Here is a 15,068-nt window from a genome sequence, read left to right on the forward strand (position 1 = left end):
CGACCATCCCATCACCCAGATCGCCGCGCTGCTTCCGCAAAACTGGCGCACGCCGACTTCTTGAGATTGGGCCCTGCCCCAGTCGCACGAGGCTTGATGATTTGATATTTCCTGCCACCAGCGTATTCTCCCCCGCTGTCGCTCGTTCGCTGCAATACTGCTCCCTGTCCGGAGAGGGCCGATCTATCCCGGCCACAGTGTTGTTGGCTGAATTGCCATTCGTTTGCCATTTCCGGCTGGTCGCCACAAAAGCGCGCGCTGAAAAAAGTTCAAAAATATCTCTTACTGTGGCAAGCTTCAAGATGGGTTCACCGGGTGGATACCACACTGAAGCGGACAGAATCAGTGAAAGGATTGGGAAACAAACTGAAGATCAGGGGAATTCTCGTATGCTGCCCTTCACGACTTGAAGTAACGGAAGTCGCTATAACTTCACCCAACCTGCCATTTCTACTGACCTGTTGGGCAAAAATTCCCCAGCCGCTCCCTGTACCAATCTCATACCAAGTAACGATGCAACCGCCATTACCATCTGATGAAATTCTATGACTCCTTTCAGAATCAGGCCGCAAAGTAACTGCAATATCATCATCCCAAATTTGATTTCCATTATGATCCAAAGATTGCGCATAAAGATCTCCTTTTTGTGCCCGTCCATCTCGCCAAACAACAGTTATTTTCCTGTTACTTCCAAGACAGGTTTGCTTGATTGCTCTTGCAGCAGGATATGTGCTTACGGGTCGGCCTCCATATTCAAAACGCAACTCTCCATTGAAAGTGATGCGCTGTACATGAACATTATCATAGGGTGTGGAGAGGGTGCGATAAACGATAGCAACATCCTGTCGGTCATTGACAATAACTTCGGGTGTGAAGGTTTGTTGATAAGCCGAATCCGTAATGGCAATGCCTTCCACCGGCCACAGGCTAACCCCGGCATGGTTGTAGCGAAAGGCACGGGTTCTGTAAATTGGTCCTTTGGGCGGCCTGTAGGCTATTTGTTCGTGGGCAACCCAAAAGAAACCGCCACTGTTGTCACTCGCCAGAGCCCCCCAAATTCCTATTGACATCGGTATTGGTGCAGACCATACAAATTGTCCTTTGCCATCTATGTGATGGATGACGATCCCACTGATTTGGGTATACGCAATAAAAAGACCACCCGCACTATCTGTGGCAACTTGAGTTCTAATATAATTGTAGGCATAATCTGCGAACTTTCTGCCATCTTGTTCCCACAAAAGTTGCCCATCTGCGGTGATTCGATTCCCAAACATTTCCTGCGCCCCATCGCCATTGCGATCTTCCGCCCAAAACACGAAAGCACCACCATTGCCATCGGCCAGCAAGGCGGTTGGCGTTTGCGAGGAATCGCTTTGGGTCGGCCGAATCGCCGAAGTTCCCCACAACAAAGTTCCGGTTGTATCCACGCGCTGCACCAAAGTTCGGGCTACAAATTTGCTGGCAAGGAAACGCGTATCGTAGAAGAGCACGATAGCCGTGCCCTCGCCTCCGTAGGTGAGAAAAAATGGGGTGGACTGATCGAATTCTCCGCTGGCCAAGGGAATTCCGGTTTCCGGGAAGGACTTGTAGCCATAACGATTCAAGTGCTGCATGCGCAGAAGCCGGCGATTGCCCACGGTACCGGTTTCCCAAACAATGAAACAGCCACCACAGCCGTCAATGCAAATTTCCGGATTGATTCCACCACCGGCGACTTTGAGGTTTTGGGAGGGATTGCTGGACCACTGCGCAACGCCTCGTTGTTGCTCGGCATCAACTCCGAACAGGATGAACAGCAGTAACATGCTGGCAAAGCGAAAGTTTCTCATGGCCGACTTTCCTCTCAATTCCAAAAACAAAAAGCCCGGGCGTACCCATTTTGATCAGGGTACACCCGGGCTTGGCGATTTTCTGCGGCGTATGGCAGGTCACACCCGGCCGGCCTTGGCCGTGCAACTTGTCCCTTCCCATTTTCCTGCCAGCAGGCTCAGCCCGCTGCTCCGGCTTGGTCAAAGCTCTTGCCGGCGGCGCGCAGGAAGACTAGCAAAGCAGCGCGAGAATGTCAAGCCTTATTTTTGCCGGTTGGTTTCGCAAAGATAGCGCGCCGTTATCCTCCCTGCCAGATGAGAGGGCACCGGCCCCCTCCTCACAGCCTCACGAAACAGTTTTTCAGTTGTTTTCCCGGGCTTTTCACTTGCGAGGGAGGATTTTTTTCTTGTTTGTCGCTTTGCGGCGTTGCGGTGCAGGCACTGAGACACTCCCCGAGATTTCATGGCAGGTCCTCCGGCATGTGAAACAAAAACGCCACTGGTGCAAGACCAGTGGCGTTTCGATTGCGGCAATTTCCGGCGGATCGTGCGCGGGCCTATTTTTGCAAAACCATTTTGCGCACCTGAGTGTGCCGGCCAGCGGTGATTTTGTACAGATAGATGCCGGTCGCTACAAGCCGCCCGGCCTCATCGCGGCCATCCCACCCCGCGCGGTGATAGCCCGCCGGTTGCGCTGTCTGATTCACCAGGGTGCGCACCTTGCGGCCGAGCTGGTCATAGATCACCAGCGTCACCACCGCGGCTTCGGGCAGGTTGTAGCGAATGCTGGTTTCGGGATTGAAGGGGTTGGGGAAGTTCTGCAGCAGCTCGAACTTCTCCGGCACCAGCGCGATGGCGCCGGCTTGCTTGGAGACGAATTCCGGCTTGCCAACCAGCAGCTTCAGTCGCTTTTGCAGCGGCTGGCTGCTGCTGTGAAATGTGTATTCAGCTTTCGTCCGCAGGTTTTGAGCGAGGCCCAGCGCTTCATCGATCAGATACACCTCGACGTTTGCAGGGAAGTCGCCGACCAGGGTGAAATGCAGGCGCACCTCACGCCGGGTTTGATTGGTTGCCACTTCGAAGTCCCACACTTGGTCAGCGTCGTGGCTGGCGCGGAAATCCGTGCAGAAATTCTCAGCCGGCTGCCGCCATTCCGGATGCGGGAACGAGACGGCGACATAGTCGCCGATCACGGGCGGTTCCGCCATTTCCGTGGCATCGTAGCCGATATCAGCCGACCGGCGGATGCCTGCCCAGTTGAACTGATCCTGAACTTCGCCGGCGCGTGCACTGATTTGCACCGCCCATTCACCAGCCTGCCATGCCATGGCTGGCGTCTTCACTTTGCCGAGGCGACCGGGCACGGCCACCGGCTGCACGATCAAACGCAAGGGTGCAGAGGTCGAAACGCCCTGGCCGCGTGTGACATAGATGGCATAGCCGCGCCAGGGATCCATCACGTCGGAGAAGGTCCACTGCCGCTCGAATGACCACAAACTCACGGTGTCCTTGTCGGCGTTGATCAGGCGCAGCGAGCGCTTGTGCACCGGGAAATTGAAAGGCGTGGCAATCAGGTTCCAGCCTTCGTACATCGTCAGAGTGTCCGGGCATACAGTGCGCCGGGTTTGTCCCGGGCCGCCGTCGAACACCGTGTTTTGTTTGCGCGTGATTGCGAAGAAGGCCCGGCCGGGTGTGAACGTCCGCGCTTTGGTGCCTTCCTGCCAGCGCGTAGCCGGCGGATTCTGCGGCAGGTAGTCGAACAGCCGCCATTGCTTGGCATCGTAGTCGCCCAGATCATCCTTCAGGACATTGATGGCGTTGCCGTCATCTAGATCATAGGGAATCGAGATCAACTGATAGCTGGTGGTGGAATCGCCGGAAACCAGCGGCACGGGCCGGCCGTCGGAGTCGATACGGAAATCGCCCTCGCCGATGACGCGCGTGCGGATGGGATACCAGGTATTTTCCGCGGAAGAACTGCCACTGCGACAGTCGTTGCCATTAATCGGGCCGTAGCCCAGGTTGGGTCCGTTGTAAGCCCCGGCCACTTTGTCACGCGCCACGGCACGGAACTCGATACCGCGGCGGGTGACGCCGGCAAGCGGAATAGTGAAGCGGAAGGTGTCGGTCCGGCTCACACGCAAAGCCGGCACCGGCGGCGCTTCTGTGGCGGCACCGCCCAGACGGTAATGCACCCATACGGTGTCGACGCCCGAAAGACTGTCAGTCACCACCAGCCGGTCGAGGAAATCCTGGCCGATCAGTGCGACGTTGTTGCTGAGGGATTTGACGCGGCGGATCTCCGGCGCGCACATGTCGAAGCGATAGTGCGCCGCGGAGTAATTATTCGGATTGACATTGCCGGCGGAATCCGCCACCCAAACATACAGGCTGTCATCACCACAGAGATCCGTGGAGTTGAACAACACCGAGAATCTCGCCGAGTCGTTGGCCACGCGCGTCAGCACGGCCTCGCCCTGGGCTTCGATTTGGCTGGCGGGCGGCGTTTTGAATTTCCAGAAGACGCGGGCGGCATCGCGGGCATTGGCCGGCAATTTAAAGGAGAATCGCAAGAGCTGGCCGGCGCCAAACCAGGTGGAAGATTGAATCTCGGTTGAAAGGACGCCATTGATGATGTGCCGCTTCCAGGGTCCATTTGAATTGCTGGTGGGGCGGCCGGCGCTGGTGGTATCGAACCAGAAGGGCCGGTTCGCTTCCGCTGGCCAGCGATAGGCACTGGCATGGCCGGAATTGCCGGCTTTGTCGACCAGCCAGACATAGACATACCAATTGCCCTGCCCCAGTCGCCGTAACTTGCTGAGTGAGAGATTGACGCAAGTGAGGGAGGAAACGGTGTCGTTGGTCGCCAGGCGATAGTAACCGCCATTGGTTGTGTCTGTGGCAGAGGCGGGGCGGGTGTTGGGATCGCGCACAAAACGCCAGCGGATTTCCGCTATATTGCGGCCATCCTGCACCTGCCAGCAGAAAGGTATGCTGCCGCCATTGAGGTAGTAGGGAAAGCCGCCGGGCCAGGAGAAACCGCCGCCGAGATAGAAGTTCCTCAACACGGGCGCGCCGACATAATAGTACAACGGGCTGTAGAAGGGGCTGTTGTTGTAGCCCGAAGTGCCGTTGGTGCCGTCCAGCCAGATCCAGCAATTGTTGCGACCGGCACTCACCACCCCGCGCAGCGGAATTTTGAAGCACAGGCTGCTGCCATTGATGATGGGCACGCCGCTGCCGGTGTAATCGGTCGGGCTTTGTGGCGGCACGTTGCCGGGAATGATTTTCCAGCGCACGAAGGCAACATTGGGCACCACGGTGGGCAGGCAGAGATAGAGGGTGTCGGCCGCCGCATAGCCGGGATAGCCACCGTAGAGATTCCAGTTCACGTTCACCGAGGTGATGGGCGGTGGCGGCTGCGGTGTCGGGCTGGCACTGCCTAGCATGGGCAGCGTGCGCTGGCCCCCGGCCAGGGTCAGATCATTGCTGCGGAATTGCAGAAACGCCTGATACGATCTGACCTCGTTGGGCCGGAAGGTTACGCGCACGAGTTTGGTGTCGCCCGCGGCGATTTGCAAAGCTTTGGTGTCCGCCGTGAAGATTGACTCGTTCGAGCTGGTGATGCTGCTGATCGCCAGGGGGTCGGTAAACGTGCGCGCGCCTGCGCTGTCATTGATCACCTGCACCGTGGCGGTGACGCTGGTGTTCACCTGCACGCGACCAAAGCGCAGGGTATCCGCGGGAATGAGCACCAGCCGCGGGCCGCGCGCCTGGCCGGTGAGCGCGACACGCAGCGTGTCCCGCTGCAGGGTGGCACGCTGGAAATAAATCAGCAGGCGCCCCTGTGCCACACCCCGGCGCTGCGGCCGGAAGCGCAGGGTGAGCGTGATTCTCTCCCCCCGCCCCAGGATCACGTTGCTGCTGCCTTGCAACAGCGCGAAAGGAAGCGAGCCGCTGTTGAGATTGTAGCCGGTGATGGTGATGCTGCTGCAGCCGCCATTTTCAAGCACGATGCTGCTGTCCCGCGAGCTGCCGAAAGAGAGGGTGCCGAAAGCAACGGACTCGGAGCTGGTGCGCAGCAAGCCGCGCCGGTCGATGAACAACGTGGCCTTTTCATCGCGGCGGTTGCGCAGCGTGTCGCTGCTGGTTTCCGGCATGGTGAGGCCGGCTTTGCTTCTTGCTCCGGAGATCAGAAACGTGTATTCGCCATCGCCGCTGGAGGGAACGTCTTCGTTGATGTTGAAGCGGGCGAAAAAGGTGAGGCTGTCGACCCAGCGGCGGTCGATCATTGGCAGATTGAGGGAATAGGGCTTGCTCAAACCGAATTTCGCCTGGGGCGTGACGGTGGTGTCCATGGTGGTGTCGAAGATCATTGTCATTTCGACCCTGGCGTTGCCGACACACGTCACGATTTGGTTGTCCACGCGAAAGGTCAGGCGGTCGAGACGCGGGGGATCTTGCGCCCGGCTGGCAAAGCTCAACAAGGCCGTCATGGCCGGGAGGAGGTAATGTAGCGATCGTTTCATGTTGTGAACCTCATTCGTGATGTTGAATCGCATGATGCAGTGCTGTGTGTTCGAAGCGTGAACATCCCAATCTGCGCAGTTGAATGGGCGCAGGCAAGATTGCAAGGGCCGGGCGCGGCGGTGGTGACACCGAGCAACCGGTGCACCAGGATGGGCATGTGCTGCGCCAGTTCGACGAGCGTGCCGAAGAAATCTTCGCGCACACTCCCCACGGTCAGACCGCTGGCCACATGCACGAGGCGAATTTCGAGCGCGTAGGCCATGCCGGTCTTTTGCAGACGGCCCACGGCGACAACCTGGACACCGAGTGCGCGCCCGATTTTGGGCACTTCCTGTTCCTCGGCCAGCGAATCGCCGGGAAATGCGCTGCGCGCTGCCGCCACCGCGGTGAGTGGCAGGCAGTGAAACAAGGCGAGTTGCTCCAGCTCTGCGTGCAAACGCTCATTGAGTCGGGCGAGCGCTTCCGCCTGCTGCTCTTTCTCCGTGAGAAAGCCGAGCACGGCCAGGCGGGGTGGCCGCGGCGGCGCTGTTTGTGCCGGCGCGCCGGTGGCGGTGAGCAGGCAGGCTGCACACAGGAGAACAATGATCCGAATGGCTCCGCGCTTCATGCTGCTGATTCCTGTTTGGGTCAGTGGCCTGCGCTTCCCTGCGGGAGTGATAATGATGCGATTCTTCACGACAGCAGTCGCTTCCAAACGACTGCGGCCGCAATCGGCAAAGCAGGTGCCAGTCAGGCCGGCGGTGCCAGCCGGTGTTGCGCCTTCTGCCGGCGCTGTTGCCCGGTTGCCGGCAGTTGGAATCAGCGATGCTATATCATTTGATTTCAAGGAACGTGGACGCGCTGGCGCGGCTGTCGCGGGCTGCCGTCCTGCGCGTCATGTGCTTGTTTGCCGGTCCTGCCATGTGCGGGCGTGAAACAACTGTCAAGCGCTGAAGCAGCGGGTTTGCCGGCAGGCCATCATGCTGCTCATGGAAAAGTGGGTGGGGAAGGCAAGGTGCCGGGAGTGGTACCGCCAGTGCCGCCATTGCCGTTGTTGTTGTTGTCTTTGCCCATGGCGGTGGCCGCGAAAATGCCCGCGCCCACTCCGACCGCCAGCAGTCCCGCAACCAGCAGCGTCTTACCCGACCTGCTCTTGCTGCTGTCCGGCGCCGGCTCAGCGGCTGGTGGCGCAGTTTGAGTGGGGGCAGTGTTTTCAACTGCGGTCACTTCCTGTGATGACTCTGCGGTTTGCGCGGGCTGCCTGGTTGCGCTGCCGGCAGAGGGGGTGCCGACCAGCCGCCTGGTTAATGTCGGAATGCGGGCCTCGAGTTTCTTGAAGTCTCCATCGACTTCATCTTTGACCTTTTGCACGATCTGGCCGCTTTTCACATGCACGATTTGCACTTCAATAAAGTAAAGCGGGCCAATGCGATTGATCGTGCCATTGACGATCAGCTTGACGCCCAGCTTCCTGCCTGCCTCGATGGCACATTCCACCGTGCTGCATCCACTTTCCAGCAGGGAAGTGCCTGCCAGTCCGGCCATCACCTGGTCCTTGTCGAGCAATTCGAACATGCCGGTGGTTTGCAATTCCTGGCGCAACCGGTCGGTGATTTTGCCGGCATCCGCCACGGAGATGCGGCCGCTGGGCTCGAGATCCAGAACCGCGAGCGAGTAGACACGACCCTCCGGGTCTGCGCCCTCCCCTGCGGGTGCAGCCAGTGCCAGATCCTGTAACACGATTGTCAAAATGAACGCCGGCAGCAGGATCACGCTGATCACTTTTTTCATACGCACATGCTCCATGAACCGATATTCTGTTTCGCAATGAAAAAACGCGGATGCCGTGTTTTTGCAATCCGGGGTTAGAATACCGGCACTTGTTTGAAAATGCGTGCGCTGAAGAGCGTTTTTGTGAGGCGGGCAAAACAGAAGGTGGGGCGGGCCGGCAGCCGGCGGGCAGGGTCAGGCGTGATCGACCAGAATCGAATCCGCCAGCTCCTTGCCGAGGTGATGGCTCTGGCCCTTGATCTGAATGTGCAGCGGGCCGTTGAAGGGTGCGACGTCGAGAATCAGGATTTCGGTCTGCGGGAAGATGCCGATTTGCGCCAAATAGCGCAGGCGCTCGGGGTCGTGATCGGAGACCATGCGCACGATCACGCGCTGCTCGGGCCGGCTTTGGGAGAGGGCGAAACAGTTGAGGCGGGGCAGCACACCGTCTTTGGAGGGAATGGGCGAGCCATGGGGATCGACCGTGGGTTGGCCCAGCGCCTCAGCCATTTTGTCTTCGAATTCCTCGGAGATGAAGTGTTCAAGCTGCTCGGCTTCGTCGTGCACCTTGTCCCAACTATAGCCCATGGCCTGCGCGAGATAAAGTTCGAGCAGGCGGTGATGGCGAATGACCTCCAGCGCGATTTTCTCACCAGTGGCGGTCAACGACACGCCCTGGTAGGGGGAATACTCCACCAGCTTCATGTCATCGAGCTTCTTCAGCATGCCGGTCACTGAAGCTTGTGCCACACCCATGCGGCTGGCAATCGCCGAGGTGGAAACCTTGGCATCATTGGCCTGCAGGACATGGATGGTCTTGAGATAGTCTTCAATCGCCTGTGTGGTGAAGCTTTTTTTCTTCCTGGTCATGGTTTTTCGCTCGCGCGGGCTGGTTGACTGCAGCGGTTTCTCATTGGGGACGGCGCAAAGTAACAAGTCAGGCGCGATTATCCAAGAGAAAATTGCGAGATTTTTGCTTGCTTTTGGCCGCCTGGTGCGGCACATTTGGCCATTTGATCAGTGATTCGAAAAAGGAGTTGCCGCATGGCTTCCGGGAATTTGCAACGAGTTGGCATATTGACCGGCGGCGGAGACTGCCCCGGCTTGAACGCGGTAATTCGGGCGGTGGCCAAGCCGGCCATGAATGAACATGGTGCGACGGTTTTGGGAATCGAGGACGGTTTTGAAGGTCTGGTGGAGGGCCGGATGCGCGAGCTGTCCAACGCCGATGTCTCCGGCATCATCAATCTCGGCGGGACGATTCTGGGCACCTCCAACAAGGGCGATCCCTGGCACTATCCCGAAGAACTGGCAAACGGCAAGATCGAGATCGTCGATGCCTCCGCCCGTGCGCTGCGCAACTACAAGCGCTGGGGCCTGGATGCCCTGATCGCGGTGGGCGGCGACGGCACCATGCAAATCTGCAACAAGCTCAGCCAGCTTGGACTCAACGTCATCGGTGTGCCCAAGACCATCGACAATGATCTCTCCGCCACCGATGTCACCTTTGGCTATGACTCCGCGCTCGCCGTGGCCACAGAGGCCATTGACCGCCTGCACACCACCGCCTCGTCCCACCATCGCGTCATGGTGATCGAGGTGATGGGCCGCTATGCCGGCTGGATTGCACTGGGTGCCGGGCTGGCCGGCGGCGCAGACATCATTCTGATTCCGGAAATCCCCTTTTCCTGGGAAGTGGTTTTTCGCAAAGTGATGGATCGCAGCGTCAAGGGCAAGCGGTTCAGCATCGTGTGCGTGGCGGAAGGCGCCAGGCTGCCGGAAGGCGGCGAAATCGTGAAGGAAATGGATGTCAAACGCACCGATGCCAAGCGCCTGGGCGGCGTCGGGGAGGTGGTGGCCGATCGCATTTCCGAAGGCACACAACTGGAGACGCGGGTCACGGTGTTGGGACATCTGCAGCGCGGCGGCAGCCCCACTGCATATGACCGCATTCTTGCCACCAATTTCGGCGCGATGGCCGTCACGCTCTGCGCCGAAGGCAAATTCGGCCGGATGGTGGCGTTGCGCGGCAACGAATATATCAGCGTGCCGATCCAAGATGCCATCGCCCGGCAAAAGCTCGTCCCGCGCGATCATCCCATGATCGCCGCGGCACGCGCGGTGGGCACCAGCTTCGGTGATGACTAGCCCCGTGCTGCCAGGCCTGTGCACCAGCCGCGGCAAGCAAGCCAGTGACTCAGTGCCGGAGATCACTGGCTTTCTTCTTTGCATTCCGCCTGCAGCATGCGGGTGACCTCGGCTTTGATGACCTTGCCCATCGCGTTGCGCGGCAGTTCGGGGGCGAACTGCACCAGAGTGGGGATCTTGTAGGGCGCCAGGTACGCAGCCGCCCAGTGGCGCAGCTCCGCCGCGTTGAGAGCCGCGCCCGGTCGCAACATGAGCAGCGCAGCGACGCGCTCTCCCCATACGGCATCGGGCAGGCCGACAATGCTGCAATCCGCCACGGCGGGATGCTGCCGCAATACCTCCTCAATCTCCAGCGCCGCGACTTTGTAGCCGCCGGTTTTGATGATGTCTGTCGTGAGGCGGCCGAGAATGCGATACGCGCCGTCTTCAAACACGGCGAGGTCGCCCGTGCAAAACCAGCCCTCGCGAAATGCCTGTTGGGTGGCCTCGGGTTTTCCCCAATACTCTCGAAACACGTTCGCGCCTTTCACCTGGATTTCGCCCGGTGTGCCCGCGGCGACTGCGCGGCCGTTTTCATCCACCAGCCGCACGGTTACGCCCGGCAAAGGCGTGCCGACACAGCCCGGCCGGCGCCTGCCATGCAGCGGGTTGGAAAGCGCCATGCCGATTTCTGTCATGCCGTAGCGCTCGAGCAAAACGTGCCCGCTCAGGGCTTGCCATTTTTCCAGCACGGCCACCGGCAGGGCGGCGGAACCGGAAACCATCAGCCGCAGTTTCGCGCAGGCGGCAGACATGGCCTGCTGCTGATGCGGCGGCGCCGCCTCCCAGGCTGCAATCAGTTTGCTGTAAATCGTGGGTACTGCCATGAACAACGTGACGCAGCCGCTCATGAATCTTTGCCAAACCCGGCCGGCTTCGAAGACCGGCATCAGCTCGCAGGTCGCACCCGCCCACAAGGCGCATGTCAAGACATTGATCAAACCATGCACATGATGCAACGGCAGGACGTTCAGAATGTAATCATCGGGCGACCATTCCCAGGCGGTGAGCAGGGCGCTGACTTGCGCCGCGAGGTTGCCGTGTGTCAAAACCACGCCTTTGGGCTTGCTGGTGGTGCCGCTGGTGTAAATGATCAGGCCGCGCCTGCCGGCTGTGATCCCGGGCAGGGCCGCGGCGACGGCGGGCTGCAGCTCGCTGGTGTATACCAGCCGCAACCGCGGGAAGGAGGTCAACGGCGGCAGGCGCGCGGCAAGCTCCGGATGCACCACCAGCACCTCGGCGCCGCAATCGTGCAGCACGTATTCCAACTCCGCGGGCGGATGCGTGGCCGCCAGCGGCACGGCAATGCCGCCGGCACGCCAAATGCCCAGCAACGCCGCTACGAAATGCAGGCTTGGCGGTGCCAGCAGCGCCACCCTTGTTTCGGCGAAATCGCTGGAACCGTTCAACAAGACTGTCGCCGCGCCGGCGGAGAGGGAGAGCAAGTCACCATGGGAAAATCGGCCCTCCGTGGTGACCAGCGCCAGACGGCCCGGCTGCCGGCCGGCCGCTGCGAAAAGTGGCAGGGAGGCAGAGTCTTGCATGTTCGCGCTATTTGACTTTGGAATAATTGTTTTTATTTTGCCGCCACTCCGTGCCAACGCTCGTGTCCCGTGGCGCCCTTCTGGCACGGCAACTTGCCATGACCAAACCCGGCAATCGCGAATTGCAACTTTTTTCTGTTCATGAAGCGTTTTGACCCGCCCTGTCATGCTGCACGCCTCTTCCCCAGCACCGGCACAATGTCCGATTGCCAAGGCAGGCCGTAAACGCGGGAAAATTTTTGCAGAATGCCGGCTCGCCGGGTTCTCCTCCACCAACCGGAAAATGCCGCGATGGCATGCGACGCGCATTACAATCGGCGCCACGGCGCGTGCCCGGGAAGATCAGCAAAAGCTTCACGACCGTGACGGTTTGCCGGGGAGGCGGGCGTGTCGTTGCCAGGCCGTTTTTTAACAAACCCGCTCTGCGAGCGGAAAGATCAAGTCTCTTGCTTAGCAAAAGGAGCAGCGCGTGAAAGTAGCAGTTGTAGGCACAGGATACGTCGGCCTGGTGGCCGGCACCTGCTTTGCCGATTCCGGCAATGAAGTGGTCTGTGTCGATGTCGATGAAGAGAAAATCAACAAGCTCCGCCGCGGCGAAATTCCCATCTATGAGCCCGGCCTGGAGGAGATGGTCAAACAAAATATGCGGGAGGAACGGCTGTTCTTCACCACCGACATCAAACCGGCGGTGGAGCAGGCGCAGATCATCTTCATCGCCGTCGGCACGCCCCCGGATGAGGACGGCTCCGCCGATTTGAAATACGTGCTGGCGGTGGCGCGTGACATCGGCAGATACATGAACGGCTACAAGATCATCGTCAACAAAAGCACCGTTCCGATCGGCACGGCCGACAAGGTGTGTGCGGAAATCAAGAAGCATACCCAGCACGATTTTGCCGTGGTGTCCAATCCCGAATTTCTCAAAGAGGGCGCCGCCATCGAGGATTTCACCCGTCCCGATCGCGTGGTGATCGGCACGCGCGATGCGCGCGCCATTGAAGTCATGCGCACGCTTTACGCGCCGTTCGTGCGCTCCGGCAATCCCATCATCGTCATGGATGAGCGCAGCGCCGAGCTGACCAAGTATGCCGCCAATGCCCTGCTCGCCACCAAAATCTCCTTCATCAACGAGATTGCCAACCTGTGCGAGCGGGTCGGCGCGGACATCGACATGGTGCGCAAAGGCATCGGCACCGACAGCCGCATCGGGCCCTACTTCATCTTCCCCGGCACGGGCTACGGCGGCTCCTGCTTCCCCAAAGACGTGCAGGCGCTGATGCGCACCGCCAAGGATCACGGTCTGCCGCTCGCCATCGTCAAGGCGGTCGAGGAAGTCAATGAACGCCAGAAAACGATTTTGCTCGACAAGATCAAAGCCTATTTCAAGAACGATTTGCGCGGCCGGGTCTTTGCCATGTGGGGACTGGCGTTCAAGCCCAAAACCGATGACATGCGCGAAGCGCCGGCGATCGCGATGATCAACGCCCTCACGGCCGAAGGTGCGCGCGTGCAGGGGCACGATCCCGAAGCGCTCAGAGAAGCCGCCCGCATTTTCAAAGACCGCATTGGCCGCGATTTGTTCCTGTTTCAGAAGCGTTACGATGCCCTGGAGGGCGCGGATGCGCTGATCATCATGACCGAATGGAATGCCTTCCGCGAGCCGGATTTTTACCTGATCAAAGAAACCCTCAAACATCCCGCCATCTTTGACGGCCGCAACCTCTACGACCCCAAACGCATGAAGAAAATCGGCATCGACTATTTTTCCATCGGCCGGCCTTGCGCCTGAAGGCCGCTGGCGGGCGCTCCCGCTGCCGGCGGGGAGCGCCCGTCGCAGCGCCGGCAGCTTTGGTCGCAGCCCTCAGCAAAAACGAATGCCGTGTGCGGCCAGCCAGTTTGCGCAGCGCCGGAATTCTGCCACGATTTGCTCGCGGCGATAGTGCGCATTGGCAGGGCTGGTGGAGGGCAGGAGATAGAAAACCGTCGTTGCGATGCGCCATGGCTGCGGCCCGGGTTCGATTCTCTCCCGCTGCGGCAGAGCAAACAGCCAGCGCATGCCGCTCACACCAATCACACATGCCACCCTGGGCGCGTGGCGTTCGAGCTTGCGGCGCAAGGCCCGGGCGCCGGCGGCGATTTCCTGCGCGGTCAATTCGCCGATCTGGCCGGTGGCGCGTTTCACCACGTCGGTGAAGCCGATGCCGCGCTCCAGCAGCATGGCCTCGTCGCCCGCCTGCACGGAACCACCCAGCAGGCCGCTGGCGGACAGCGCCGGCCAGAAACGATTGGAAGGGCGCGCAAAATATTTCCCTGTTTGTGCGGAATAGCGGCCGGGATTGAGGCCGATGAAAAGCAGTTGCAACCCCGGCCGCAGATAATCGGGCAGGGTGAGGGAGGGAGTTCGGGATTTTCGGCGCAGAGATGACACCGGGAGCACGAAAGAGAACGGTGAATTCAGCGCACGGCGCGCGGCGGCCGCCGGCGGGGGAGGACTCACTCGCCGTGACGCTCGGGCGCGGCCGCCACGCCCTGTGGCTCCGGCAGAAAGGAAGTGATCAACAACATGAGCATGCCCAGCGAGATGGCGGTATCCGCCAGATTGAAGACCGCGGTGCGAAACGTGCCGATGCCGAGGTTGAGAAAGTCGATCACGCGGCCCTGGTGCAAGACGCGATCCAGCAGGTTGCCCATCCCGCCGCCCAACACCAGCCCCAAGGCCAGCAGATGGGCCGCTCCGCGGCTGTGAGCGCGCAGCATGTATAACAGCAAAAGCAACAGACATACCGCCGGGGCAATGATGAACAACACCAGCCGCACTTCGTCCGGCCAGTTTGAGCCCAGGCTGAAGGCTACACCCGGATTTTCGGTGTAGTGGAAACGGAGGAAATCGGCGAGATAGGATTGCGGTCCGCTTTCCCGGAGAATCGACTTGGCCAGACGTTTGGTGAGCTGGTCACAACCCACACAACTGGCCGCCGCCAGCAGGGCGACGAGCAGGTTGCGCCTGAGATACTGCGGCATGATCACATCCTGTTTCAATTGCTGCAGATAAATCCCTGCGTAATCAACACCGGCACGAGAATGTAAAGAATGGAATCACGAATGAGATAAAACAGGAACACCGCCGCCAGGATTTTCCAGCCTTTTTCCCGTACGAAGGCGCGCACGCCTTTTTCGCGCAGCAGGTCGGTCCATGCCTGAATGATCGGCGGCTTGAACACGCGTTTTAACAGCATGACAGAATCCC

12 protein-coding genes are annotated in these 15,068 nt (G+C 59.8%); 2 read left to right on the plus strand and 10 right to left on the minus strand.

What is annotated here, in order from left to right; all coding sequences use genetic code 11:
- The 6 genes from ONB52_16570 to ONB52_16595 form a co-directional block, all read right to left on the minus strand.
- On the minus strand, positions 1 to 301 hold a 301-nt coding region (locus tag ONB52_16570), incomplete at its 3' end, for a hypothetical protein (GenBank protein ID MDZ7417751.1).
- Between the two features lie 7 nt (positions 302 to 308).
- Positions 309 to 1,832 carry a hypothetical protein gene (locus ONB52_16575; GenBank protein ID MDZ7417752.1) on the minus strand — a complete coding sequence of 508 codons (1,524 nt, stop codon included), beginning with the start codon at positions 1,830 to 1,832 and terminating at the stop codon, positions 309 to 311.
- 536 nt (positions 1,833 to 2,368) lie between these two features.
- Entirely contained in the window at positions 2,369 to 6,340 is a 3,972-nt protein-coding gene (locus ONB52_16580) for a choice-of-anchor D domain-containing protein (protein MDZ7417753.1), read from the minus strand.
- The gene (locus ONB52_16585; protein MDZ7417754.1) at positions 6,337 to 6,948 is read right to left on the minus strand and encodes a hypothetical protein; all 612 of its coding nucleotides are present in this window, start codon (positions 6,946 to 6,948) and stop codon (positions 6,337 to 6,339) included. The genes ONB52_16580 and ONB52_16585 overlap by 4 nt, the downstream gene beginning before the upstream one ends.
- 359 nt (positions 6,949 to 7,307) lie before the next feature.
- Positions 7,308 to 8,111: a DUF3280 domain-containing protein gene (locus ONB52_16590; protein ID MDZ7417755.1), complete on the minus strand. Its 804-nt coding sequence runs from the start codon at positions 8,109 to 8,111 to the stop codon at positions 7,308 to 7,310.
- 174 nt (positions 8,112 to 8,285) lie between these two features.
- Positions 8,286 to 8,960 (minus strand): metal-dependent transcriptional regulator, encoded by a 675-nt coding sequence (locus ONB52_16595; protein ID MDZ7417756.1) that lies wholly within the window; start codon positions 8,958 to 8,960, stop codon positions 8,286 to 8,288.
- 174 nt (positions 8,961 to 9,134) lie between these two features.
- Here ONB52_16595 and ONB52_16600 point away from each other — a divergent pair, with 174 nt between their 5' ends.
- Positions 9,135 to 10,238 carry an ATP-dependent 6-phosphofructokinase gene (locus ONB52_16600; protein ID MDZ7417757.1) on the plus strand — a complete coding sequence of 368 codons (1,104 nt, stop codon included), beginning with the start codon at positions 9,135 to 9,137 and terminating at the stop codon, positions 10,236 to 10,238.
- Positions 10,239 to 10,300: 62 nt separating this feature from the next.
- Here ONB52_16600 and ONB52_16605 read toward each other — a convergent pair whose 3' ends face one another.
- Entirely contained in the window at positions 10,301 to 11,821 is a 1,521-nt protein-coding gene (locus ONB52_16605) for an acyl-CoA synthetase (protein MDZ7417758.1), read from the minus strand.
- Between the two features lie 469 nt (positions 11,822 to 12,290).
- Between ONB52_16605 and ONB52_16610 the strand changes: the two genes are divergently transcribed.
- Positions 12,291 to 13,610: a UDP-glucose/GDP-mannose dehydrogenase family protein gene (locus ONB52_16610; protein ID MDZ7417759.1), complete on the plus strand. Its 1,320-nt coding sequence runs from the start codon at positions 12,291 to 12,293 to the stop codon at positions 13,608 to 13,610.
- 72 nt (positions 13,611 to 13,682) lie between these two features.
- On the opposite strand, the gene ONB52_16615 is transcribed toward ONB52_16610, so the two are convergent.
- The 3 genes from ONB52_16615 to ONB52_16625 all read right to left on the minus strand — a co-directional run bounded on the left by ONB52_16615 (position 13,683) and on the right by ONB52_16625 (position 15,057).
- On the minus strand, positions 13,683 to 14,249 hold the full coding sequence (locus tag ONB52_16615; protein ID MDZ7417760.1) for a mismatch-specific DNA-glycosylase: 567 nt from the start codon (positions 14,247 to 14,249) through the stop codon (positions 13,683 to 13,685).
- 65 nt (positions 14,250 to 14,314) lie between these two features.
- Positions 14,315 to 14,842 (minus strand): signal peptidase II, encoded by a 528-nt coding sequence (lspA, locus tag ONB52_16620; protein ID MDZ7417761.1) that lies wholly within the window; start codon positions 14,840 to 14,842, stop codon positions 14,315 to 14,317.
- Positions 14,843 to 14,856: 14 nt separating this feature from the next.
- The gene (locus ONB52_16625) at positions 14,857 to 15,057 is read right to left on the minus strand and encodes a hypothetical protein (protein ID MDZ7417762.1); all 201 of its coding nucleotides are present in this window, start codon (positions 15,055 to 15,057) and stop codon (positions 14,857 to 14,859) included.
- Positions 15,058 to 15,068 lie beyond the last annotated feature (11 nt).

This window comes from candidate division KSB1 bacterium (genome assembly GCA_034506255.1).
Lineage (GTDB): Bacteria > Zhuqueibacterota > Zhuqueibacteria > Zhuqueibacterales > Zhuqueibacteraceae > Coneutiohabitans > Coneutiohabitans thermophilus.